We start from the raw sequence: 23,525 nt of genomic DNA, 5'->3' as shown, positions 1-23,525 counted from the left end.
GTGTCCGGGGCGGCGGATCGACAAGCGCGCCCGCGCTGGCCGTCGTAACCTGAGGCTGCAGGATCTGAGACGAGGAGAGGGCGGACCGGCATGACGGACACGAAGAGCGGGTTCAGCGACGACGAGCGCGCCGCGATGAAGCAGCGGGCCGAGGAGCTGCGGTCGACGAAGGGGCTGAAAGGGGCGGCGAAGCTCGCCCGTGAGCTCGAGGCCTGTGTGAAGGCGATCGATGGGCTCGACGGAACGGACAGCGCGGTCGCAACCCGCCTGCACACGATCGTGAGCGAGGAGGCCCCCGAGCTGAACCCGAAGACGTTCTACGGGTTCCCCGCCTACGCTCGCGACGGCAAGGTCGTCGTCTTCTATCAGCCGGCGTCGAAGTTCGATACGCGATACGGAACCGTGAACTTCGACGACACCGCGAATCTCGACGACGGCGAGATGTGGCCGACCTCATTCGCGGTCATCGAGATGACCGACGTGGCGGAGAAGCGGATCCGGGAGCTCGTGCGCCGAGCCGTCAGCTAGAGACGTCGTCCGTCGCCACGCGAGCCCACAGGGATCGCGGGAGGAGGAACCTCCGCGCCCGATCGGCCGGGGCATCGGCGCGGAGCGCGAGGGCGACCGTGCGCAGGGCGGGTAAGAGGTCGTCCTCCGGCCCAGGCTGCGCCGCAAAAGCCTGGTGTTCGACCGCCGAGACGATGCGTTCGACGTCGTCTTCCGGCGCGCCGAGGGCGACGAGTCGCGCGCCCAGGGCGCGCGGCGACTCGGATGCGTGCAGCGTGAGGCCGGCGTCGAACGCGACCGCGACGAGTTCTCGCCAAGCCGACAGGACATCGCCTTGGCGCGCGGCGCGGACGCGGCGGATCCGGAGTGCCCGGCGGAGCGCTGCGGGCGCGAGTGCCAGCAGGCAGGCACCGATGACGACGAGCGCGATGACGAGCCACGCGGATCCGATGCCGGCCCCAGAGGACGAGCCTGCCGTCGTGTCGGCCGGCACCGCGTCGGTCGGGGACGCGGTCGGCGTGGGAGTCTCTTCGGGCTCGTCGCTCGGCTGGACAGTCGCCTCGGGCGACTCGCTCGGCGTCTGTTCGGCGTCGCGCACCACGCTCTGCGCCTGGGCGACGCCGGGCGTCGGATCGAAACGCATCCAGCCGATCCCGACGAGATATACCTCGGGCCACGCGTGCAGGCGATCGGCGCTGACGGAATAGACGTCGAGGTCATCGACCCGCTCGCCCGTCTGCGTGCCGGGGAGGAACCCGATGGCGATGCGCGTGGGTAGGCCCAGTGAGCGCGCCATGAGCGCGTATGTCGACGCGAAGTGCACGCAGTATCCCTCGCGCACCTCGAGGAACTGCTCGACGGCCGCGACGTCGCTGCCGTCGAAGTCCTGCTCGACGGGCGTCTCGAGCGAGTAAGCGAACTCGCTCGACCGCAGCCACTCCTGCAAGGAGAGGGCGGCGGCGTAGGGGGATGCGGCGTCGCCCGCGACAGAGCGGGCCGCCCGGCCGATCGCGCCCCCCGTCACGGCGGAGTCGACGTCGAGCGTCGCGGGCGGGACAGTGTCGAACACGATCTCATCGCTGGGGGACGACTCGAAGACGAAACCGCCGTTGTCACCGTCCGAGACCCACGGCGACGCGTCGAGCTGCTCGCGCGTGGGCGCGACCGGATAGGCGTCGACGCGGTACGTCTCGCCCTCGGCCGTCGACGACGTCGAGCGCACGGTGCGGCTTTCGAGCAGTGCGTTCCATGCGCCCTCCGCGCCCGCGATCGCGACGGCGTTCTCGGGAACGGGCAGGAACTCGGCGTCGAGCGCGACGTCGCTGATCCACGTGCGTTCTCTCTCACTCGTGACTTCGCCGACGACGCCCGAGGGGACGACGTCGTCGAACCCCTCCCGGAGAGGACGGATTCCGCCCTCGTCGAGCCGCCAGCCATCCTCGTCGAACCGGGTGTGCGTCGCGAGACGCAGATACGGTGCGGTGTCGGCGCTCGTGCGCACCCGCAGCATCTCGGCGCTCGAGGCGTTTCGGAGATCATCGCCGAGGTCGATCGACACGTCGATGCTCGTCGGGCGGGCGAGCAGACCGGAATCGGCCGTCGGGAGCACGGGGATCCGCGGTGCGACGACGACCGCGACGAGGGCCGCGACGATCGCGATCGCGACGGTGATCGCCGCGGTGCGCGGGGGCTCGTCTTTCCGGATCCGAGACGAGCCCGTCGTCGCGACGAGCGCGACGAGCGCGAGCGCGAAGGGCACCGCGAGCGGCAGGTGATCGTCGCGGGGAACGGCCAGCTGAGGCGTGATGAAGACGGCGACGAGCGGGATTCCCGCCAGCACCGGCAGTCGTGCGGCGCCCGCGAGCTGGTCGACGACGACGGTGAGAAGAGCGATCGCGGAGACGAGCACGAACGTGAGCGGTGCCTCCACGGCGAGCGGTGCGACACCGTCGATGATCTGCTCTCCGGCGGCGGCGATGACCGGAGGCAGCCCCCAATCGGATCCCCACGGCACGAGTCCACCGAGGACCGGGCCCGGGAACGCGAGGGTCGTCACGAGGACCCAGGCGATGAGCTGCGCCGCGAGCGCGAGGCCACGCCGGATCCGCCGGGCGACGTATCCCGCCGTCACGATCGCCAGGGACGCCGCGAAAGCAGGGAAGAACCACGACGGCAGAAGGAGCGTCGTGAGAGGGAGGGTGGCCGTGATGATCGCCGCGAGAATGGCGATGGACGCGGCGGCCCGCGGGCGCCTGTGCGGAGAGCGGTTCATCCGGCGTCCCCCTCGATCGCCTCGCCCCAGGAATCGGCGATGTCGTCGCGAAGGGTCGCGGTATGCCAGCCCCTCGTCGCCGCGGGATCCGGCGGATCCTCGGGCGTGAGCAGAACGTGCGGCGCGGGGGAAGCGACGGGCATGACTGCGCGCCCGATCGAGACGACGACTCCGGCGTGAGCGGAGGACGACGCGTGCGCTTCCCCCTGTCCGCGCGGCTCGATGGTCGCGCAGCGTGTGAGGAAGCTGTTGAGAGATGCGCGGCTGTCGACGGTCGCGAGGACGGATCCGTCGGCGGCCTCGACCTCGATGACGAAGCCATCGGCGAGAAGGCGTGCGACGACGGAGGCGCAGGCGCTGACCGCTGTGTCGAAGGCGGCCGCGTCGCGCCAGCTGTCGGGAGAGAGGTCGAGCAGCACGATCGCCGTCGGCGTCGACTCGCGCTCCTCTTCGCGCACCATGAGATCGCCGTGATGCGCAGAGGCGCGCCAGTGCACCCGCCGCATCGAATCGCCTGCGACGTAAGGGCGGGGGATGAGGTTGTCGTGTCCCTGACCGCTGTGCTCGATCCGCGCGGAGTCCTCGCCCCCGTCGTCGCCCCTCGCCCGGATCGAGGGGAGGGCGACGACCGGGGGAACGGCGACGACTTCGTCGCTTCCACCGATGTCTCGGCGGCGGCGGACGGCGCCGAAGGGCGAGACGAGTTCGACGCGCAGCGGTCCGACGCGGTGCACCCCTCGGCGCGTGGCGGTGACGGTGCACGCGATCGTCCGATCGCCGTCCTCCTCGTCTTCGGAACTTAGGAGCCCCGGCGAGACGAGGTCCGCGCTCGATGCGACGAAGGTCGTGCCGCCGTGCACGGTGGTCGTGACGCGCATCGGATCGCCGACGGCGACGATCTCTTCGTGCAGGACCCGCACGGTGGACGTCGGTGACGGCCAGGCGGCGACAGCGATCGCGCTGAGGGCGACGACGGCCACGAGAACGATGCCGAGATACGTGAGCTCGACGCGGTCGATCGCGGCGCCGCCGACGAGGAGGATGCCGCCGAATGCGAGCAGGGAGGTACCGCGGACGGTGGGGACAAGACGTCCGCGTGCGGGCCTGCGGGACGTGGTGGACGTCACCGATCCGCCACGGGTACCGCGACCGATTGGACGATCTGATCGATGATGCGAGGCACAGGGTTCGCGGAGCGTCGCCCGGCGGCAGCGTGGCGCGTCGGGACCAGGCGGTGCGCGAAAATCGAGCGTGCGAGGCCTGAGATGTCGTCGGGGATGACGAACTCGCGCCCCTGCAGAGCGGCCCACGCCTTGGCGGCGCGCACGAGCTGCAGCGTGGCGCGCGGGCTGGCGCCCAGGCGGAGATCGGGGTGTTCGCGCGTGGCGCGCGCGAGGGAGACGGCGTACTGCTCTATGACAGGTGCGACGTGCACGCGGTGCGCGAAATCGATGAGCTGCGCGACGCCGTCCAGCGTGACGACGGGGCGGATCCCGAGGAGCGGGTTCTGCGTGTCGCGCTGGCGCAGCATGAGCACCTCGGCGTCGGCGTCGGGATAGCCCATCGACATGCGCATCATGAATCGGTCGAGCTGCGCTTCGGGCAGCGCGTATGTGCCGTCCATCTCGAGAGGATTCTGCGTGGCGATGACGAGGAACGGATCCGGCAGCGGATGCGATCGCCCGTCGACCGACACCTGCCGCTCCTCCATCGCCTCGAGGAGCGCGGACTGTGTCTTCGGCGACGACCGGTTGATCTCGTCGGCGATGACGACGTTCGCGAACACCGCGCCGGGGGTGAACTCGAACTCGCGGTTCGCGGGGCTGTAGACCGACACGCCCGTCACGTCTCCGGGCAGCAGATCCGGCGTGAACTGAATTCGCCTCACCTCGGCATCGATCGACGCCGCGAGAGCGCGGGCGAGCATCGTCTTGCCGACGCCCGGGACGTCCTCGACGAGCAGGTGTCCCTCGGCCAGCAGCACGACGAGCGCCGAGCGGATCGCGTGCTCCTTCCCGTCGATCACCTGGCGGACGGCATCGGCGATTCGGTTCGTCGTCGCGCGGAACTCGTCGGGAGTCATCGTCGTCTCGGGCATGTTCGCTCTCGGTCGTCGGGCGGCGTCGTGCGACAGCCTAACCACGTGGTGTGACACGTGAGCGTGCGACCGAGCACTCCGTCACGGCTGATAGACTTGAGTCAGCTCTCCGCGTGACGGCATCCAGGCCAACTCCCCCAGGACGGAAACGTAGCAAGGGTAACCGGGCTCTGCCGGGTACGCGGAGAGTCTTTTCGTTGTCGGTGCTCGCCGGTAGGTTGGATACGTGGCGAGAAGCATCTACATCACCTCCGCCGAAGGCCATTCGGGCAAGTCGACCGTCGCCCTCGGTGTACTCGATTCGCTGAGCCGCGTCACGCCGCGGGTCGGGGTGTTTCGGCCGATCGCGCGATCGACGAACGAGCGCGACTACGTCCTCGAGATGCTGCTCGACCACGACGGCGTCGACCTGCCGTACGAAGACTGCGTCGGAGTCACATACGACGACGTGCGCGCGGATCCGGAAGGCGCCCTCGCCGAGATCGTCGCGCGATATAAGCGCGTCGAGGAGCGCTGTGACGCGGTCGTCGTGCTCGGCAGCGACTACACCGATGTCGGCAGCCCGGCCGAGCTCGCCTACAACGCGCGAATCGCGGCCAATCTCGGCACACCTGTTCTGCTCGTGCTGGGCGGACGACAGCAGCAGGGGCAGACCGAGGCGCTCGGCTCCCTCGCGGCGCGCTCGCCGCAGCAGATGGGGCAGATCGCGTCGCTCGCGATCGCCGAGCTTGTACGGGCGCGCGCCGAGCTCGCGGCGACGATCGTCAATCGCGCCGAAGGAGAGCGCGCCGACGAGATCGTCGCCGTCGTGCGAGATCACACGGGCGGCGCGCCGGTGTGGGCGCTCCCGGAGGACCGCCTGCTCGTCGCGCCGACCATGGGGGACATCCTGCGCTCAGTCGACGGCGAGCTCGTCAAGGGTGATGAGGCGCTCCTCGGGCGCGAGGCGCTGGGCGTGACGGTCGCCGCCATGTCGATGGTGAACGTGCTGCCACGACTCAGCGAGGGCGACATCGTGATCATCCCGGCCGACCGCAGCGATGCACTGCTTGCGACCCTGACGGCGAACAGCTCAGGGACCTTCCCGTCGCTCGCGGGCATCGTGCTCAACGGCGACTTCGAGATCCCCGAGGTCATGCAGCGCCTCATCGAGGGCCTCGCCTCGCGGATCCCCATCATTCGGGCGGCAGGCGACACCTACGACACGGCAGTGCGCGTCATGAACACGCGGGGGCGGCTCGCGGCGTCCAGCGCACAGCGCTACGCCCGCGCGCTGAGCCTTTTCGACCAGAACGTCGACATCGACGAGCTCACCCGCGTGCTCGGGGTGGCGCGCGCGACGGTCGTGACGCCCCTGATGTTCGAGTATCAGCTGCTCGAACGCGCACGAAGCGACCTCAAGCGCATCGTGCTGCCCGAGGGCGACGACGACCGGATCCTGCGGGCGGCCGCCGTCCTCCTCGAACGAGGCGTCGCCGAGCTGACGATCCTCGGCGAGCCGTTCGAGGTGCGCGCCCGCGCGATCGAGCTGGGCCTCGACATCAACGCCGCCCGGGTCCTCAGTCCGTTCGATCCCGTGTACGTCGACCGCTTTGCGGCCGAATACGCGCGGCTGCGCGCCCACAAGGGGATGACGTACGAGAAGGCCGCCGACCTCGTCACCGACGTGTCCTACTTCGGCACGATGATGGTGCATATGGGAGACGCCGACGGCATGGTCTCCGGCGCGGCGCACACGACGGCCCACACGATCCGTCCCTCGTTCGAGGTCATCAAGACGCGCCCGGACGTCTCCGTCGTCTCGAGCGTGTTCCTCATGGCGCTCGCCGATCGCGTGCTCGTCTACGGCGACTGCGCCGTGATCCCCGATCCGACGAGCGAGCAGCTCGCCGATATCGCCATCTCGTCTGCCGAGACGGCGGTGCAGTTCGCGATCGAACCCCGCGTGGCGATGCTGTCGTACTCGACGGGTGAATCGGGAACGGGCGCCGACGTCGAGAAGGTGCGCGAGGCGACGGCGCTGGCACGGTCGCGGGCGCCCGAGCTGCCGATCGAGGGCCCGATCCAGTACGACGCGGCAGCGGATGCGGCCGTGGCGCGGACCAAGATGCCCGACTCCGCGGTTGCGGGGCGGGCGACCGTCTTCGTCTTCCCCGACCTGAACACGGGCAACAACACCTACAAGGCTGTGCAGCGCTCGGCGGGCGCTGTCGCGATCGGCCCGGTCCTGCAGGGGCTGAACAAGCCGATCAACGATCTGTCGCGCGGAGCGCTCGTCGACGACATCGTCAACACGGTCGCGATCACCGCGATCCAGGCCCAGGCAGAGAGGTGACCATGTCGGTTGTGCTCGTCGTCAACAGCGGCTCGTCGTCGTTCAAATATCAGCTCATCGACATGAGAAGCGAGCGAGTTCTGGCGACCGGTCTCGTCGAGCGCATCGGCGACGCGCAGGGGCGCGCGCGGCACACGGTGCACGCGCAAGCTGATCCGGAGGTGGGTGCCGAGAGCGCGACGGCAGAGATCGAGCGGCGGATCCCCGATCACACCGCCGGCTTTCAGGCGATGCTCGACGCGTTCGCCGAGCACGGCCCATCGCTCGCTCAGCATGCGCCTATCGCTGTCGGCCACCGGGTCGTTCACGGGGGCGCGCGCTTCTTCGCGGCGACGCCGATCGATGATCTCGTCGAGATCAACATCGACGAGCTCTCCGTGCTCGCGCCGCTGCACAACCCGGGGGCACTGCAAGGGATCCGCGCGGCGCGGAGGGCGTTCGCCGATGTTCCGCATGTGGCCGTGTTCGATACGGCCTTCCACCAGACCATGCCGCCCGAGGCATACACCTACGCTCTCGATCGCGAGCTCGCCGAGCGGCACCGCATCCGCCGATATGGCTTCCACGGCACAAGCCACCGATTCGTGAGCGAGGCTGCGGCGGCGTATGTCGGGCGACCCGTCGAGAAGCTGCGCCAGATCGTCTTCCACCTCGGCAATGGCGCCTCGGCGACCGCGATCGACGGCGGGAGATCCGTCGACACGTCGATGGGATTCACGCCGCTCGAGGGGCTCGTGATGGGAACCCGGACGGGAGATCTCGACCCGGCGATCCTCCTGCACCTGCAGCGGCGAGCCGGCCTCGGTGTCGACGACCTCGATCGCGTGCTGAACAAGGAGAGCGGCCTCTTGGGGCTCGCGGGCGCGAACGATATGCGCGATCTCGTCGCCCGGCACCGTGACGGCGATGAAGCGGCGACCCTCGCCCTCGACGTCTATCTGCACCGCCTGCGCGGGTACGCGGGCGCGTACATGGCGCAGCTCGGCGGCGTCGACGTGATCAGCTTCACGGCAGGCGTCGGCGAGAACGTGCCGATCGTGCGCGCCGGAGCCCTCGACAGACTCGCCTTCGCGGGGGTGCGGGTCGATCCCGAGCGGAACGAGAAGGCACCGCGCGGTGAGATCGCGCGCATCTCGGCCGACGATTCCGACGTGACCGTGCTCGTGGTGCCCACCGACGAAGAGGTCGAGATCGCCCGCCAGACCCTCGCGGTCTGTTCGTGACGGCAGACCGCGACACGAGCCGGTAACCCGCAGCCCCCTATGCTGGCCGCAACACCCGGCCCCGCACCCGATCGGAGACCCTCGTGACCGACAGCACCGATCCCACCGTGCCGCGCCTCGCGGACGTCGACGCCGTCCTATTCGATCTCGACGGGGTGCTGACGCCGACCGCCGAGGTGCACATGCACGCGTGGCAGACGGTATTCGACGAGCTGTTCGACGAGTGGGGGATCCACCCGGCGTACACCGAACGTGACTACTACGAGCACGTCGACGGCAAGAGGCGATACGACGGCGTCGCCGGTGTGCTGCGCAGCCGAGACGTCGAGGCCGCGTGGGGTGATCCGTCGGACGATCCGTCAGCACAGACGGTATGCGGTGTCGGGAATCGCAAGAACGCTGCGTTCCTCCGCGTGCTCGAACGCGATGGCATTGCGCCCTACCCGGGTTCCCTGGCCGTCCTCGAGGCGCTCGAGCGGGCGGGAACGCCCGTCGCCGTCGTCTCGAGCTCGAAGAATGCCGGCCCCGTGCTGGATGCCGCGGGCCTCCGCGATCGCTTCTCGGTGATCATCGACGGCCTCGTCGCCGAGCAGAGGAACCTGCCCTCGAAGCCTGCCCCGGATGTCTTTCTCGAAGGTGCCCGCGCGCTCGGCGTGGATCCTGCCCGCGCCGCCGTCATCGAAGATGCCCTCGCCGGCGTCGCATCCGGCGCCGCGGGCGGCTTCGGCCTCGTGATCGGCGTGGATCGCGGCGTGGGCGCCGACGCCCTGGCCGACGTCGGTGCCCACCTCATCGTGACCGACCTCGCCGACCTTCTGGAGGTTTCTGCATGATCGACCGCGAGCGCTTCCCCATCGACCCGTGGCGTCTCGTCGAAACGCGATTCGACGAGGACGACCTGGGGGTGACGGAGACCATCTTCGCGACCGGCAACGGCTTCCTCGGCATGCGAGCCGACCATCCGGAAGGCCGTCATGCGCACGAACACGGCACCTTCATCAACGGGTTCCACGAGACGTGGCCGATTCAGCACGCCGAGAGCGCCTACGGCTTCGCGGAAGTCGGACAGACGATCGTGAATGTGCCGGACGCGAAGATCATGCGCGTCTACGTCGACGACGAGCCGATGTCGATCGATATCGCTGAGATCAGCGAGTACGAGCGCAGCCTCGACTTCCGCGACGCGTCGCAGAACCGTCGGATCCGATGGGTCACGCCCTCGGGCAAGGAGGTGCTGCTCGAATCCAGCCGCCTCGTCTCCTTCCTTGATCGCCACCTCGCGGTGCTGCAGATGAAGGTCACGGTCCTCAATGCGGACGCACCCGTTGTGATCAACTGCCAGATCATCAACCGGCAAGACGGCGAAGATGTTTACGGCGGACGTCCCGCGGCGGCGCGCAACACCGGCGAGAAGACCGACCCGCGCAAGGCCGAGCGGATATCGGAGCGGGTGCTCGTGCCCCAGGAGTACTGGCAGGTCGGTGCGCGTTCGACCCTGTCGTACCGCACGAGCTCGAGCGGCATGACGCTCGCGGTCGTCGCCGACCACACGATCGAGACCGAGAACGAGTACGAGTCGCGAGGGCTCATCGAACCCGATATCGCGAAGAACGTCTTCCGTGTCGAGGCGAAGGCTGGCGTTCCGGTCACGGTGACGAAGTATGTGAGCTATCACACCTCGCGCGGCGTGCCTGCTGCCGAGCTCATCGACCGTGGGCGCCGCACGCTCGATCGCTCGACGTCGGCGAGCGCGGAGGAGCATCGCGCGCGTCAACGTGAATGGCTCGACGATTTCTGGGACCGTTCGGACGTCCGGATCGCGGGGCAGGACAGCCTGCAGCAGGCGACGCGGTGGGGGCTCCTGCAGGCGGCGATGGCGTCGGCGCGTGCCGACGGCTGGGGTGTTCCGGCGAAGGGCATGACCGGATCCGGCTACAGCGGCCACTATTTCTGGGACACGGACGTGTATGTGCTGCCGTTCCTCGACTACACCTCGCCGCTCTGGGCGCGCAATGCGCTGCGGATGCGAGCGGGCATGCTGCCGGCGGCGCGTCGGCGGGCGGCCGAGATGAGCGAGGGAGGCGCGCTCATCCCCTGGCGCACGATCAACGGCGAGGAGGCGTCGGCCTACTACGCGGCGGGTACCGCGCAGTACCACATCAACGCCGACGTCGCCTACGCGCTCGTGAAGTACGTGCGCGCGACGAACGACGTGCATTTCATGGCGAACGAGGGGGTCGATCTGCTCGTCGAGACGGCGCGCCTCTGGAGCACCCTCGGATTCTGGCGTGACTCGTCGTTCCACATCCACGGCGTGACGGGGCCCGACGAATACACGACGGTCGTCAACGACAACCTCTTCACGAACGTCATGGCGCGGTTCAATCTGCGTGCAGCCGCGAGCGTCGTGCGCGAGTTGGCCGAGCGGGCCCCTGCGGAGTATCGCGCGATGGTGGACCGACTGAAGGTTCTGCCCGACGAGCCCGAGCGCTGGGAGCGGCAGGGGCACGCGATGCACATCCCCTACAGCGAAGAGGCGCGGATCCACCCCCAGGATGCGCAGTTCCTGGAGCGCGAACTGTGGGATCTCGAGCACACCCCCGAGGAGCATCGCCCTCTGCTTCTGCACTTCCATCCGCTTGTGATCTACCGATTCCAGGTGCTGAAGCAGGCCGATGTCGTGCTCGCCGAGTTCCTCCAGGGCAATTACTTCACCGACGAGGAGAAGCTCGCCGACTTCGAGTACTACGACCCGCTGACGACGGGAGATTCGACTCTGTCGGCGGTCGCTCAGGCGGTCATGGCGGCCGAGGTCGGGTATCAGGACCTCGCCCTCGAATACTTCGAGCACTCGCTGTTCGTCGATCTCGCGGATCTGCACGGGAACGCGTCGGACGGCGTGCACATCGCGGCGGCCGGCGGGGCGTGGACGGCGCTCGTGAGCGGCTTCGCAGGGATGCGCGACTTCGGCGGCGTGCTGAGTTTCGATCCGAGGCTGCCTGTGGAGTGGCCGGAGCTCGCCTTCCCGCTCACGTGGCACGGCACGCGCCTTGATGTGACGGTGCACCGCGACGAGATCATCGTGGAGGCGCGAGCCGGCGGCGAGGTCGACGAGGTGCCGTTCCGCGTGCGCGGCACGTCGTTCACGGCGCGTGCGGGGGAGGCGACCGTTGTGCCGCTGGCCGATCAGGGTCCGGTCCGGGCCGGGCGCCCGGTGCTGCGGCGGCGTCAACGGGACGACGGCTCGCAGCCGAACGCGACCGTGCCGCCGTCGACCGATGTGCTGTCGGTGATCGCGAGCGAGATCGATCCCAGCGCGGCGCCTGTCCGCCGGGACATCGACGAATAGGCGCGGCCGGCTCGGCGTCTGCGGAGACGGTCAGAAGCCCGTCTGATCGGCCGCGGTGGGTGTCTGCGCGAAGAGTTCGTCGGGGGTGAGGTGCTGGAATCTCACGCGGCTTCTCGGCTCGGTGCGCGCTGGTCTGCCGGCGGGGCTCGTCCACTCGTACGCCCCGGCGGATGTCCGCGTGACCTTCCAGGGCGTCTGATGTTCCAGGGTGTGGTGTGCACGGCAGAGGCAGCCGAGATTGTCCGTGGATGTCGGCCCGCCGCGCGCATGATCGATCACGTGATCGATGTCGCATGAGCGTGCCGGGACGGCGCACCCCGGGAATCGGCAAGAGCCGTCGCGGGAGACGACGAGCCGGCGCTGCGCGGCCGTTGGGCGGTAAGTGTCGGTGGCGATGACGTCGCCGGACTCGGGGCGGACGAAGAGGCGTGCCCACGCAGGAGCATCTCGCGCGAGCCGCCGAGCGCGATCCGGGTGCACGGTCGCGTCGCCGTCGAGCAGGGGCGGCGCGGCGTCCGAGTCGGCGGATCCGATGAGCGTCTCGGCGGAGATCGTGATCTGGACCGTCGCGCGGATCGCACCGAGAGCCTCGGAACCGGGCGTGTGCAGCTGGTGCGCCGTAGGGGTGCCCGTGAGCATTATGTCGGCGAGCAGATCGGCCGACAGTTGGCGCAGCGTGCGGTCGTCGTGATCGTCGTGATCGTCGTCGTCGGAAGCGGAGACGGAGACGGAGGCGGAAGCGGAATCGGACGCGGAAGCGGAAGCAGCGGTAGCGGTGGTGGTGGCAGTGGTGGTGGCAGCGGCAGTGGTGGTGGTGGTGGCAGTGGCGGCGGAAGTGGAAGCAGCGGCAGCGGTGGCGGTGGTGGCGGCATCGCGGTCATCGCCTACGGCGCCGGGCTCGGTGTCGACGTGAGAACGACGGTCGTGAGGTGCGTCGCCGGAGGCGGTCCGGCTCTCAGCGGAGGAGGGCAGACCCTCACCCTTGCGCTCGGCCGCCGCCGTCGCGCGCTTGACGGCGCGCCCCATCGCAGTGAGGCGATCGTGGATGCCGTGCGCGACCTCGCTCGGGAGGATCGCACCGAGCTCGCTGATGCCGTCGTCGAGATCGGTCCCCCACACCGTCCGGCGAGCGACCGCCCGATCGCAGCGCTCGTCGAGGGTGGCAGGTTCGATGCGATCGGAGATCAGCTTCGCGATTCGTCGCGTGTGGAAGACCGTCTCGGTCGTCGCGTGCGCCAGCACTCGCGACTCGTACTCGCTCCGTGCCTCCTGCGTCGACAGGCGTCGGCCCACATCGGCGATCGCGCGCGCATGCGCCTCGGAGATGAGCCCGTCTCGTAGCGACTCGCGCGTACGCGGGTAGCGGTCGATGAGGTCCCATGCCGAAGCGAGCGACTTCTTCGCCGCGTTCTGCGACACGTTCGTCGCCGTCGCGACCTCGGCGGCCATTGAGCGATAGGCGAAGTCCTCGTCCTCGGTCGACACCCGCCCCCGCGCAGCCTGGGCTGCCGCGATGTTCTGCAGCTCGGCATGCGCGTACGCGATGAACGCGTCGGTCGCGGCCCGCATCTTCAGGGCGGTCTGCAGCGCATCGAGCAGCTCGGATACGGCGCTGGCCTCGCCCGTCGTCAGCTCCCAGGGTGCGGCGACATCGCCGGCGTCGGTGTGGGGGCTGCGGTGCGTCATGGCCACAAGTTTATCGAACATATCTTCGAATATCAATGGGTCTGCGGCCTGAGTGGTGAGCGAGACCGCGGTCTCGATGTGGATCCGTCGCCGTCGGCTTCGTTTGTCAGTGCTCCGCCGTAGGCTGGTGAGGTGAGCAAAGCCCTGTATCGCCGCTATCGGCCTGAGACCTTCGCCGGCATGATCGGTCAGGCGCAGGTGACCGAACCGCTCATGACGGCGCTGCGCTCGGATCGTATCGGACACGCCTACCTGTTCTCGGGCCCCCGCGGCTGCGGGAAGACGACGTCGGCGCGCATCCTCGCCAGCTGTCTCAACTGCGCCGAGGGGCCGACCGACACCCCGTGCGGATCCTGCGCGAGCTGCGTCGAACTGTCTCGCGCGGGCGGCGGTTCGCTCGACGTCGTCGAGATCGACGCCGCGAGCCACAACGGCGTCGACGACGCGCGCGATCTGCGCGAGCGCGCGATCTTCGCCCCGGCGCGCGACCGGTTCAAGATCTTCATCCTCGATGAAGCGCACATGGTCACGGCGCAGGGGTTCAACGCTCTGCTCAAGCTCGTCGAAGAGCCGCCTGAGCACGTGAAGTTCATCTTCGCCACGACGGAGCCCGACAAGGTCATCGGCACGATCCGATCGCGCACGCACCACTATCCGTTCCGCCTCGTTCCTCCCGCGGCCATGCTCGAGTACGTCGAGCAGCTGTGCGAGCAGGAAGGCGTCCAGCCCGACCCCGGAGTGCTTCCGCTCGTTGTGCGCGCCGGGGCCGGCTCGCCTCGCGACACGCTGTCGATCCTCGATCAGCTCATCGCCGGATCCGAGGGCGACACCGTCGGATACGAGCGCGCCGTGGCGCTGCTCGGATACACGCACGGAGCGCTCCTCGACGAGGTCGTCGGTGCCTTCGCGGCGAGTGACGCCGCATCGGCGTTTGCCGCTGTAGATCGCGTCGTGCAGACCGGCCAGGATCCGCGTCGTTTCGTCGACGATCTTCTCGAGCGGCTGCGCGACCTCATCGTCATCGCCGCAACGGGCGACCAGGCCGCCGCGGTGCTCCGCGGTCTGCCCGCCGACGAGCTCGAGCGGATGCAGGGGCAGGCGCGCGAATACGGCGCCGCGCGGCTCTCCCGAACGGCCGATGTCGTGAGTGCCGCACTCGACCAGATGACGGGTGCGACGTCGCCGCGACTGCAGCTCGAGCTCATGATCGCCCGCGTCCTCACAGAAGACGGTGCCGGAGCCCACGCCCCGGAGGCGTCCTCCGGTGCCGCTCCGAGCGCGTCGTCGCCCGGAGCGGCGGTACGCGGTTCGGTGGAGCCCGCACCGTCGCCCAGCGCGCATGGTGCTCCCGCCCCGGCCACGGGCGCGTCTGCGCCGCAGACCGCGTCTCCGGCGGCCCCGCCAGCGTCTCCGGGAAGCCCATCGGTCGAGTCGGCTGTGGTGTCCCCGGTCGCGCCTGCGGCGTCGGGTTCCGCCGGAACTGCGGAGGCCGGGCAGATTGCGTCTCCGGCGCCGCCGCCCGCGGCGCCTGCAGCGTCTCCGGGAAGCCCGCCGGCCGCGTCGCCCGCGGCCCCTCCGGTGCCGCCCGCGGCACCTTCGGGCGAAGCTCCCGTGGCGCCGCCGTCTGCGTCCTCGGCCGAGGGCAGGCGTCCGACGCCTGGGTCTGCCGCGCCGCCCGCGGCGACAGAGGGCGATTCCGCGCGGTCCGATGAGCGTCTCGACGAGCAGGGGACGGCCGGCCCGGTCATGCCGAGCGAGCCTGACGGGGGCGAGCCTGCGGTGAGCGGTGGCGCACGTGCGTCCGTCGACGCCGAGTCGACCGTCCCCCCGGTTGCTGCGCCTGCCGGCCCGCCGGAGTCGGACGAGGTTCCGGCCGCCGCGTGGAGCGCGGTCGCGCCGGGGCAGGCTGGGTCCTCCGGCATGCCTCCCGCCGATGAGGAACCCCCGGCTGACGACGTGCCCGCGCCACGCGAAGAGGCCATGCGGGGCGAGGACACCGGGACGAGCGTTCCGGGGACCGCAACGGAAGACGCCCCGCAGCCAGCGGAGGGCCTCACTCTCGATTCCCTGCGGGCGGCGTGGCCGCGCGTGCTCGCCGCCATCGAGGGGTCGAACCGTGCCTCGTGGCTCGTGCTGCAGTCCGCTGCACCCGCGCATGTCGCCGACGACGTCGTCGGTCTCGCGTTCACGAATCAGGCCGACCTCGGTCGATTCAAGACGCGCGCTCCCGACGGATCCGGCGTCAGCGAGGATCTGCGAACCGCGATTCTCGAGACCCTCGGCCAGCGAGTGAAGTTCTTGGCGAAGCACATCCCGAACGACCCCGATGGCGGGGGAGGCTCGCCCGGGCCTCACGGCCCCGGCCCCTCCGAGCCGGCACCGAGCGGTCAGGGGGCGGCCCCTGCCCCGTCCGGGCGTCCCTCGGAGCCGGTCACCGGAGCGGTCGCAGGAGCAGCCCCATCAGGCGCGTCCGCCCCGGCCTCGTCCGCGGGGCCGGTGCCCGATGGCGACGCGCGCCCTGCCGACGGCGCCGCGCCCGATGCAGACGACGGTGAACCGGAGGCGACCGCGCGGAGAGCCGCGTCCGACGCGGTCCCGGGCGGACTCGACGACGGTCGCGAGGGCACGCACGCGTCGGTCGGCGGCGACATCGCGGCGCCGGCCGATGCCCGAGCGGCGACACCCTCGACGCAGTCGGACGGATCCGCGCGCTCTGCGGGGGCGGCCCCGCCCGAATCGCCGAGCCCCGACGACGTCCTCGCGGCTCCTGGCGGACCGCGCGCCGACGCACCGCCCGCCGGATCCGGTGCCCCTGTAGCGCCGAGTTCGGCAGCAGCCCCCGCGCCGTCGGGTCGTTCCGGCCCTGAGACGAGCGCCTACGCGGCGGCGCCCGCGTCGGGATGGGCGGTGGCACCGATCCCGAATGCCGATGCCGTGCCTCCCGCCGCCGCGGCTCCGCCACCTTTCGCCGGTCCGACCGCCCTCGCGGTCGACGCTGATCCGGGCGAGGCGACGGTCCCGAGCGCTCCCGCACCGCGCCGCGACGGCGACGTGATCGACGATGTGCCGCCCGAGCCCGACGACGACGCGTACCCGCCGGAGGAGGCTCCGGTTCCCTCGACCCCGACGGTCCAGGCGCGTCAGGTGCAGCTCGACGATGGTGTGCAGCGCTACGGGGAAGCCGTTGTACGTCAGAAGCTCGGCGCAAGATTCCTCCGCGAGGAGGAGTTCACCCCTCCCACACGATTCCAGTAGCGGATCCCTCGAGAAAGAACACTGATGTACGACGGAATCGTCCAGGAGCTGATCGATGAGCTCGGGCGCCTGCCCGGCGTCGGCCCGAAGTCGGCGCAGCGCATCGCGTTTCATATTCTGCAGACGCCCGCGTTCGACGTCTCGCGGCTGTCCGATCTGCTGCGAGACGTGCGCGAGCGCGTGAAGTTCTGCGAGCGCTGCGGAAACGTGTCCGAGAGTGAGCTCTGCGCGATCTGCCGAGACACGAGGCGGGACCAGACCCTCATCTGCGTCGTTGAGGATGCGAAGGACGTCGCCGCGATCGAGCGCACGCGCGAATTCCGGGGCCTCTATCACGTGCTCGGCGGGGCGATCAGCCCGATCGCGGGCATCGGCCCCGACGATCTGCGGATCCGTCAGCTGATGACGCGTCTCGCCGACGGCACGGTGCAGGAGATCATCCTTGCCACCAACCCGAACCTCGAAGGAGAGGCGACCTCCGCCTACCTCAATCGTCTGTTGAACGACATGGACATCACCGTTACGCGTCTCGCATCCGGCCTGCCCGTCGGTGGCGACCTCGAGTACGCCGACGAGATCACCCTCGGCCGTGCGTTCGAGGGCCGTCGCTCGGCGTAGCCCGATTCTGACGATGCCCTCTGCTCGATCTAAGCTGGGGCAGTGGGCGGACCTCGCCCGACGCAGCATCACCCGGGAGCATCACAGTGGCATTGATCGTGCAGAAGTTCGGCGGTTCGAGCGTCGCGGATGCCGAGAGCATCAAGCGCGTCGCGAAACGGATCGTCGACACTCGCCGCGCGGGCAATGACGTCGTCGTCGCCGTCAGCGCCATGGGCGACACGACAGACGAGCTCCTCGACCTCTCGCGTGCCGTCGCTCCCAGCCCGGCCCCGCGCGAGCTCGACATGCTCCTCTCGAGCGGCGAGCGCATCTCGATGGCGCTCCTCGCCATGACGATTCACTCGCTCGGCTACGAGGCGCGATCGTTCACCGGCAGCCAGGCTGGCATGATCACGACGGCAGACCACGGATCCGCGCGCATCGTCGACGTCACACCCGTTCGCCTCCGCGAGGCGCTCGACGACGGCGCGATCGTCATCGTCGCCGGATTCCAGGGCTTCAACCGCGACACCCGCGACATCACGACGCTCGGCCGCGGCGGATCCGACACAACCGCTGTCGCTCTCGCCGCAGCCCTCGACGCAGACGTCTGCGAGATCTACAGCGACGTCGACGGCATCTTCACGTGCGATCCGCGGGTCGTGCCGCTGTCGAGGAAGCTCGAGGTCATCTCCGCCGAGGAGATGCTGGAGCTCGCCGCGAACGGGGCCAAGGTCCTCTACATTCGCGCGGTGGAGTACGCCCGCCGCCACAAGGTTCTCATTCACGCACGCTCCACGTTCACGTCGAACGAGGGCACATATGTTCTCGGCGAGGGCATGGCAGACCCTCGCCTGGCCAAGGGAGAAGACATGTCCGACGTCATCGGCAAGGAGGAGCCCGTCGTCGCCGGCGTGGCCATCGACCGCAGTCAGGCGAAGATCACGGTCGTCGGTGTTCCCGACGTCCCCGGGTCCGCCGCCGCCATCTTCACGCGCGTCTCCAAGAGCGGCGCGAACATCGACATGATCGTGCAGAACGTGCAGTCGGCGAGCCCCGGACACACCGACATCTCGTTCACGCTCCCCAAGGAGCAGGCTCCCGAAGTTGCCAAGCTGCTGCAGGCCGAGCACACCGAGCTCGGGTTCCAGAGCCTCGTCCACGACGACCAGATCGGCAAGCTCTCGGTCGTCGGAGCCGGTATGCGCTCTCACTCGGGTGTCTCGCTCACCCTGTTCGACGCTCTCAGCAGCAACGGCATCAACATCGAGATGATCTCCACCAGTGAGATCCGCATCTCGGTCGTCCTGGGCGACACCGACCTCGACAAGGCCGCGCGCGCGGTCCACACGGCCTATGGCCTCGACGGTGACGTTGAGGCGACGGTCTACGCCGGCACCGGCCGCTGACGATGCTCGCCGGGCTCGCGCTCCCCGTCGAGTTATCGGGGAGCGCGAGCGCGTTCACACTGAGGGAGGCTCGCGGCGACGACCTCGACGCGCTCATCGGCCTGATCGCGAACGACCCTGTGAGCGCCGCGCGCGGCGATGTCGCCTCCGCGGACGACCGCGACGCATACGCGCGCGGGCTCGCGGAGATCGCGGCGGATCCGCGCAACGCGCAGCTTGTCGCCGAGCGCGATGGTGAGCTGGTCGCAACGCTGCAGCTCACCGTGATCCCGGGCCTCGCCCGGCGGGGAGCGACGAGGCTCCAAGTCGAGACGGTGCGCGTGCGGCACGACCTCCGCTCGGCGGGCATCGGTGCGGCGCTCATGCGGTGGGTCTCGGACGAGGCAGCCCCCACTCTCGGCGCGAACCTCATCCAGCTGACCTCGGACGCCGCGCGCTCCGACGCGCACCGCTTCTACGTGCGGCTCGGCTACGCCCCCTCCCACATCGGCTTCAAGCTCTCCGTCTGACCTCGGGGCCCCCAACACAACGCAGTTAATCCGGTCGTCCCTGCCCCGGTTCGGGCCGGATCCGCGGGTTTCTCGTGCGGTTTGACTGCGTTGTGATGTGCCGGCCGACCGACAGGCGCGTCGGGCGTACACAACGACGCCAAATCTGTGCGGAACAGTCCGCGTCAGCGTGTTCGGGGCTCCTGAACGCAGAATTGGCGTCGTTGTGCATCGAGGTGCGCGGAGAAGGGGCGAATAGGCTCGCGGGATGACCGCCGATCTCGTCATCCGTCCCGTGGAGCCCGCCGACCGCGACGCGTGGGGCGCGCTGTTCCGCGGATATCGCGACTTCTATCGACTCGAGCACGATGAGAGCGTGATCGCGACGGTCTGGTCGTGGTTGACGGACCCAGCCCATGAGCTGCGGGGGCACCTCGCCGTGCGGAAGGGCCGCCCGATCGCTCTCGCGCACTGGCGGCGCTTCGCCCGCCCATCCCGCGGCGGCACCGCGATCTTCCTCGACGACCTGTTCACCGTCCCCGGCGCGCGCGGCGCGGGCACCGGATCCGCGCTGATCGCCGAGCTCCAGAGGATCGCCGCCGATGAGGGACTGATGGAGGTGCGCTGGATCACATCGGAGACGAACCTCGACGCGCAGCGCTTGTACGACCGCGTTGCCGGGCGCGTGCCGTTCCTGACGTACAGCGCACCGCCTGCGGCGACAAAGCCGGAGGTGACGCCGTAGGGGCCGTGGCATGCACGTTTCGCGCCATTGCGGAGTCGGAGCGCGCACTTTCGAGCCCCGGTAGACTTCTCGGAATCCTGCGCACGGTGATCCGTGCGACCCCGACACACCCCGAGGAACCCTCATGGCTCGTATCGCAGAATCCGGAGTCTCGCTCGCCGTCGTCGGCGCCACCGGCCAGGTCGGCGGCAAGATGATCGACATCCTCACGGAGCGCGACTTCCCGATTCGCGAGCTGCGTCTGTTCGCGTCGCCCCGCTCGGCGGGGAAGACGCTGTCGTACCGCGGGACCGACGTCGTGGTCGAGGACATCAACACGAACGAGCTGTCCGGCATCGACGTGGCGCTGTTCTCCGCAGGCGGATCCGCCTCGAAGGAGCACGCGCCGCGCTTCGCCGAGGCCGGCGCGACGGTGGTCGACAACTCGAGCGCGTGGCGCATGGATCCTGAGGTTCCGCTCGTCGTCAGCGAGGTCAACCCGCACGCGATCGACGAGGCGAAGAAGGGGATCATCGCGAACCCCAACTGCACGACGATGGCCGCCATGCCCGTCCTGAAGGTGCTCGACAACGAGGCAGGTCTCGAGCGACTCGTCGTGTCGACCTACCAGGCCGTATCCGGTTCGGGCCTCGGCGGCGTCGAGGAGCTCCGTGGTCAGGTCGAGCAGGCGGTTGCGCAGGGCGATCTGGAAGCGCTCGTCCACGACGGATCCGCGGTGGACTTCCCGGCGCCGGAGAAGTACGTCGCGCCGATCGCCTTCGACGTGCTTGCTCTCGCGGGCAGCATCGTTGAGGACGGCCTCGGCGAGACCGACGAGGAGAAGAAGCTCCGCAACGAGAGTCGCAAGATCCTCGAACTGCCTGGCCTGCGCGTCTCGGGCACGTGCGTGCGCGTCCCGGTCTTCACAGGCCACTCGCTCACGATCAACGCCGAGTTCCGCGAGGACATCACGCCCGATCGCGCCCGCGAGATCCTCGCCGACGCCCCCGGCGTCGCGCTCGCGGACGTCCCCACTCCGCTCGAGGCCGCGGGCAAGGATCCGAGCTTCGTCGGACGTATCCGCGCTGACCAGGCCGCGCCCGAGGGCAAGGGCCTTGCGCTCTTCATCTCGAATGACAACCTGCGCAAGGGCGCCGCTCTCAACACGGTGCAGATCGCTGAGCTCGTCGCGGCGAAGCTCGTCCAGCCTGCCTGACCGACGCGCCGAGGATCGCGTAACGCCGACGTAAGAACGGCGATTCTTGCGGTGCGCCCGTGGTGAAAGACGCCCAGGCGCCGAGAGTAGGGTGGATGATCGTGAGCGAATCCGTAGATGTCGCGCTCATCGGCGGCGGAGTGATGTCCGCCACGCTGGGCGCACTCCTCAAAGAACTTCAGCCCGACTGGAAGATCGTCGTCTTCGAACGCCTCGGCGACGTCGCTCAGGAGAGCTCGAACGCGTGGAACAACGCCGGCACGGGGCATGCCGCGCTGTGCGAACTCAACTACATGCCGAACCCTGACGACCCCTCGAAGGCGGTCGGTATCAACGAGCGGTTCCAGGTGAGTCGTCAGCTCTGGTCGTCGTTCATCGACCGGGGGATCCTCGACTCGGCGGACACCTTCATCAACTCCACCCCGCACATGACGTTCGTCCAGGGTGAGAAGGACGTCGAGTACCTCCGCAAGCGGTATGAGACGCTCCGTGAACAGCCCCTGTTCGCTGGTATCGAGTACAGCGAGGACTCGCGGGTCATCAATCAGTGGGCGCCCCTTCTCATGCAGAAGCGTCGCAAGGGTGAGCCCTTCGCCGCGACGCGGGTACCGGCGGGAACCGACGTCGATTTCGGGGCCATCACGCGTCAGCTGTTCGACCACCTGAAGGCGAACGGTGCCGAGTTGCGCCTCAATCATGAGGTCAAGAAGCTCTCGAAGAAGAAGGACGGCACCTGGGATGTCCGGTACCGTCACCGCGTCGGCGGTGCGCCGGGCACCGTGAACGCACGGTTCGTTTTCGTCGGCGCGGGCGGCTGGGCGATCAAGCTGTTGCAGAGCGCAAAGATTCCCGAGATCAAGGGCTACGGAGTCTTCCCGATCGGCGGCCAGTTCCTGAAGACCTCGAACCCCGACATCGTCAAGAAGCACCAGGCGAAGGTGTACTCGCAGGCCGCGGTCGGCGCTCCGCCCATGTCGGTCCCTCACCTCGACACGCGCATGGTCGACGGCGAGGCGTCCCTCATGTTCGGGCCGTTCGCGACGTTCAGCCCGAAGTTCCTGAAGACCGGACGCTGGATCGACATCGTGCAGCAGGTGCGGTTCTCCAACATCCTCTCGATGCTGAAGGTCGGCGCGACCAACCTCTCGCTCGTGCGCTATCTCGTCAGCGAGCTCATGAAGGGCCGCGCCAAGAAGGTCGACAGTCTCCGCGAATTCATGCCGACGGCAGACGGGGCCGACTGGGAACTCATTCAGGCCGGGCAGCGTGCCCAGGTCATGAAGGGCGGAAAGCTGCAGTTCGGCACCGAGGTCGTTGCCTCGGCAGATGGCTCGATCGCCGGGCTGCTCGGGGCGTCGCCAGGGGCATCCACCACGGTGTCGATCATGACCGACCTGCTCGCGAAGTGCTTCCCCGAGCACATCGGCGATTGGGAGTCCACGTTGCGTGAGTTGATCCCCTCCCACGGGAGCTCGCTCAACGATGACCCTGCCCGCGCCGCCGAGATCACGGGAACGTCCGCCGAGAAGCTGGGCATCCGCGCCTGAATCTCGCCGCCGGCGGATGATGCGAGTCCGTCGGTCGTCGGCGGATCCGTCTTCGCCGTCGGCTTCATCCCTCGCTTCCTCTGCGCGCCCCGCCTCGATCCTCTTCGGCCGGGGCGCGCGGCGTCTCGCCCGGGTCCGACTACGCTGTTTCGGTGGCCAAACTGTACTTCCGATACGGGGCGATGAACTCCGGCAAGTCGACCGCGCTGTTGCAGGCCGCCTTCAACTACGAAGAGCGCGGTCAGGCCGTGCTCCTCGCCAAGCCCGCCATCGATACGAAGGGCGCGGGCGAGATCGAATCCCGCCTCGGCGTGACTCGCCCGGTCGACTTCCTCATCGCACCCGACGGCGATGCGCGGGAGCTGTTCGCACGCGAGCGACTGCGAGTGCGGCGTGCGGCCGAGGATGCTCTGTTCGACCGAGACCGGCCGACGGATGTCGCCTGCCTCCTCATCGACGAGGCCCAGTTCCTCTCGCGAGGGCAGGTCGACGACCTGTTCCGCATCGCGGTCGAGGACGGGATCCCTGTCATGGCCTATGGGATCCGCACCGATTTCCAGACCGAGGCGTTTCCTGGATCCCGCAGACTGCTCGAGGTCGCGCACTCGCTCGAGGAGCTCAAGACCATCTGCCGCTGCGGGCGCAAGGCGATGTTCAACGGCCGGAAGGTCGGTGGCGAGTTCGTGTTCGATGGCGACCAGGTGGCGATCGACGCGGCGACGGCCAGCGTGCGCGACGAGCACTTCGTGACGTACGAGTCCCTCTGCGGCACGTGCTATCTCGAGGAATCGGGAGGCGTGCTGGGGCCCCGCTAGG

17 protein-coding genes and 1 other RNA gene are annotated in these 23,525 nt (G+C 69.1%); 14 read left to right on the top strand and 4 right to left on the bottom strand.

The genetic code is table 11. From position 1 onward, the window contains the following. The first annotated feature begins 90 nt into the window (after positions 1–90). Positions 91–528, top strand: a complete 438-nt coding sequence (locus C0012_RS12540) for a hypothetical protein (protein WP_110590525.1) — start codon at positions 91–93, stop codon at positions 526–528. Here the strand turns inward: C0012_RS12540 and C0012_RS12535 are convergent. From C0012_RS12535 to C0012_RS12525, 3 genes are read right to left on the bottom strand one after another with little or no spacing between them, the layout of a single operon-like run. Then, positions 521–2,779 (bottom strand): transglutaminase TgpA family protein, encoded by a 2,259-nt coding sequence (locus tag C0012_RS12535; RefSeq protein ID WP_110590524.1) that lies wholly within the window; start codon positions 2,777–2,779, stop codon positions 521–523. The genes C0012_RS12540 and C0012_RS12535 overlap by 8 nt on opposite strands. Then, positions 2,776–3,906, bottom strand: a complete 1,131-nt coding sequence (locus C0012_RS12530; protein ID WP_110590523.1) for a DUF58 domain-containing protein — start codon at positions 3,904–3,906, stop codon at positions 2,776–2,778. Before C0012_RS12530 ends, C0012_RS12535 begins: the two co-directional genes overlap by 4 nt. Continuing rightward, the gene (locus tag C0012_RS12525) at positions 3,903–4,877 is read right to left on the bottom strand and encodes an AAA family ATPase (protein ID WP_110590522.1); all 975 of its coding nucleotides are present in this window, start codon (positions 4,875–4,877) and stop codon (positions 3,903–3,905) included. The genes C0012_RS12530 and C0012_RS12525 overlap by 4 nt, the downstream gene beginning before the upstream one ends. Before the next feature lie 100 nt (positions 4,878–4,977). On the opposite strand from C0012_RS12525, the gene ffs reads away from it, so the two are divergent. The 5 genes from ffs to C0012_RS12500 all read left to right on the top strand — a co-directional run bounded on the left by ffs (position 4,978) and on the right by C0012_RS12500 (position 11,784). Further along, positions 4,978–5,074: signal recognition particle sRNA small type (gene ffs / locus C0012_RS12520), an RNA gene on the top strand. A gap of 29 nt (positions 5,075–5,103) precedes the next feature. Next, the gene (gene pta / locus C0012_RS12515) at positions 5,104–7,212 is read left to right on the top strand and encodes a phosphate acetyltransferase (protein ID WP_110590521.1); all 2,109 of its coding nucleotides are present in this window, start codon (positions 5,104–5,106) and stop codon (positions 7,210–7,212) included. 2 nt (positions 7,213–7,214) lie between these two features. Further along, positions 7,215–8,435, top strand: coding sequence for an acetate/propionate family kinase (locus tag C0012_RS12510; RefSeq protein WP_110590520.1), 1,221 nt, complete (start codon positions 7,215–7,217; stop codon positions 8,433–8,435). A gap of 83 nt (positions 8,436–8,518) precedes the next feature. Further along, positions 8,519–9,268: an HAD family hydrolase gene (locus C0012_RS12505; protein ID WP_110590519.1), complete on the top strand. Its 750-nt coding sequence runs from the start codon at positions 8,519–8,521 to the stop codon at positions 9,266–9,268. Beyond that, a complete protein-coding gene (locus C0012_RS12500) occupies positions 9,265–11,784 on the top strand; it encodes a glycoside hydrolase family 65 protein (RefSeq protein WP_110590518.1) in 2,520 nt (839 codons plus the stop codon). Before C0012_RS12505 ends, C0012_RS12500 begins: the two co-directional genes overlap by 4 nt. A 30-nt stretch (positions 11,785–11,814) precedes the next feature. Here C0012_RS12500 and C0012_RS12495 read toward each other — a convergent pair whose 3' ends face one another. Continuing rightward, the gene (locus tag C0012_RS12495) at positions 11,815–13,470 is read right to left on the bottom strand and encodes an HNH endonuclease signature motif containing protein (RefSeq protein ID WP_162621963.1); all 1,656 of its coding nucleotides are present in this window, start codon (positions 13,468–13,470) and stop codon (positions 11,815–11,817) included. Between the two features lie 132 nt (positions 13,471–13,602). Between C0012_RS12495 and C0012_RS12490 the strand changes: the two genes are divergently transcribed. The 8 genes from C0012_RS12490 to C0012_RS12455 all read left to right on the top strand — a co-directional run bounded on the left by C0012_RS12490 (position 13,603) and on the right by C0012_RS12455 (position 23,524). Beyond that, positions 13,603–16,725 (top strand): DNA polymerase III subunit gamma and tau, encoded by a 3,123-nt coding sequence (locus C0012_RS12490; protein ID WP_110590516.1) that lies wholly within the window; start codon positions 13,603–13,605, stop codon positions 16,723–16,725. Between the two features lie 24 nt (positions 16,726–16,749). Further along, the gene (gene recR, locus C0012_RS12485; RefSeq protein WP_110590515.1) at positions 16,750–17,343 is read left to right on the top strand and encodes a recombination mediator RecR; all 594 of its coding nucleotides are present in this window, start codon (positions 16,750–16,752) and stop codon (positions 17,341–17,343) included. Positions 17,344–17,429: 86 nt separating this feature from the next. Further along, positions 17,430–18,734 (top strand): aspartate kinase, encoded by a 1,305-nt coding sequence (locus tag C0012_RS12480; protein WP_110590514.1) that lies wholly within the window; start codon positions 17,430–17,432, stop codon positions 18,732–18,734. A gap of 2 nt (positions 18,735–18,736) precedes the next feature. After that, positions 18,737–19,243: a GNAT family N-acetyltransferase gene (locus C0012_RS12475; protein WP_110590513.1), complete on the top strand. Its 507-nt coding sequence runs from the start codon at positions 18,737–18,739 to the stop codon at positions 19,241–19,243. A gap of 247 nt (positions 19,244–19,490) precedes the next feature. Further along, on the top strand, positions 19,491–19,967 hold the full coding sequence (locus C0012_RS12470; RefSeq protein ID WP_110590512.1) for a GNAT family N-acetyltransferase: 477 nt from the start codon (positions 19,491–19,493) through the stop codon (positions 19,965–19,967). A 124-nt stretch (positions 19,968–20,091) separates the two neighbouring features. After that, positions 20,092–21,162, top strand: coding sequence for an aspartate-semialdehyde dehydrogenase (locus tag C0012_RS12465; protein WP_110590511.1), 1,071 nt, complete (start codon positions 20,092–20,094; stop codon positions 21,160–21,162). A 95-nt stretch (positions 21,163–21,257) separates the two neighbouring features. Next, a complete protein-coding gene (gene mqo / locus C0012_RS12460; protein WP_110590510.1) occupies positions 21,258–22,709 on the top strand; it encodes a malate dehydrogenase (quinone) in 1,452 nt (483 codons plus the stop codon). A gap of 152 nt (positions 22,710–22,861) precedes the next feature. Continuing rightward, a complete protein-coding gene (locus tag C0012_RS12455; protein ID WP_110590509.1) occupies positions 22,862–23,524 on the top strand; it encodes a thymidine kinase in 663 nt (220 codons plus the stop codon). Position 23,525 lies beyond the last annotated feature (1 nt).

Origin of the sequence: Microbacterium suaedae (assembly GCF_003254645.1) — a bacterium.
Lineage (GTDB): Bacteria > Actinomycetota > Actinomycetes > Actinomycetales > Microbacteriaceae > Microbacterium > Microbacterium suaedae.
The sequence above is the reverse complement of the archived record's forward strand: the minus strand, read 5'-3'. Positions and strand labels throughout refer to the sequence as shown.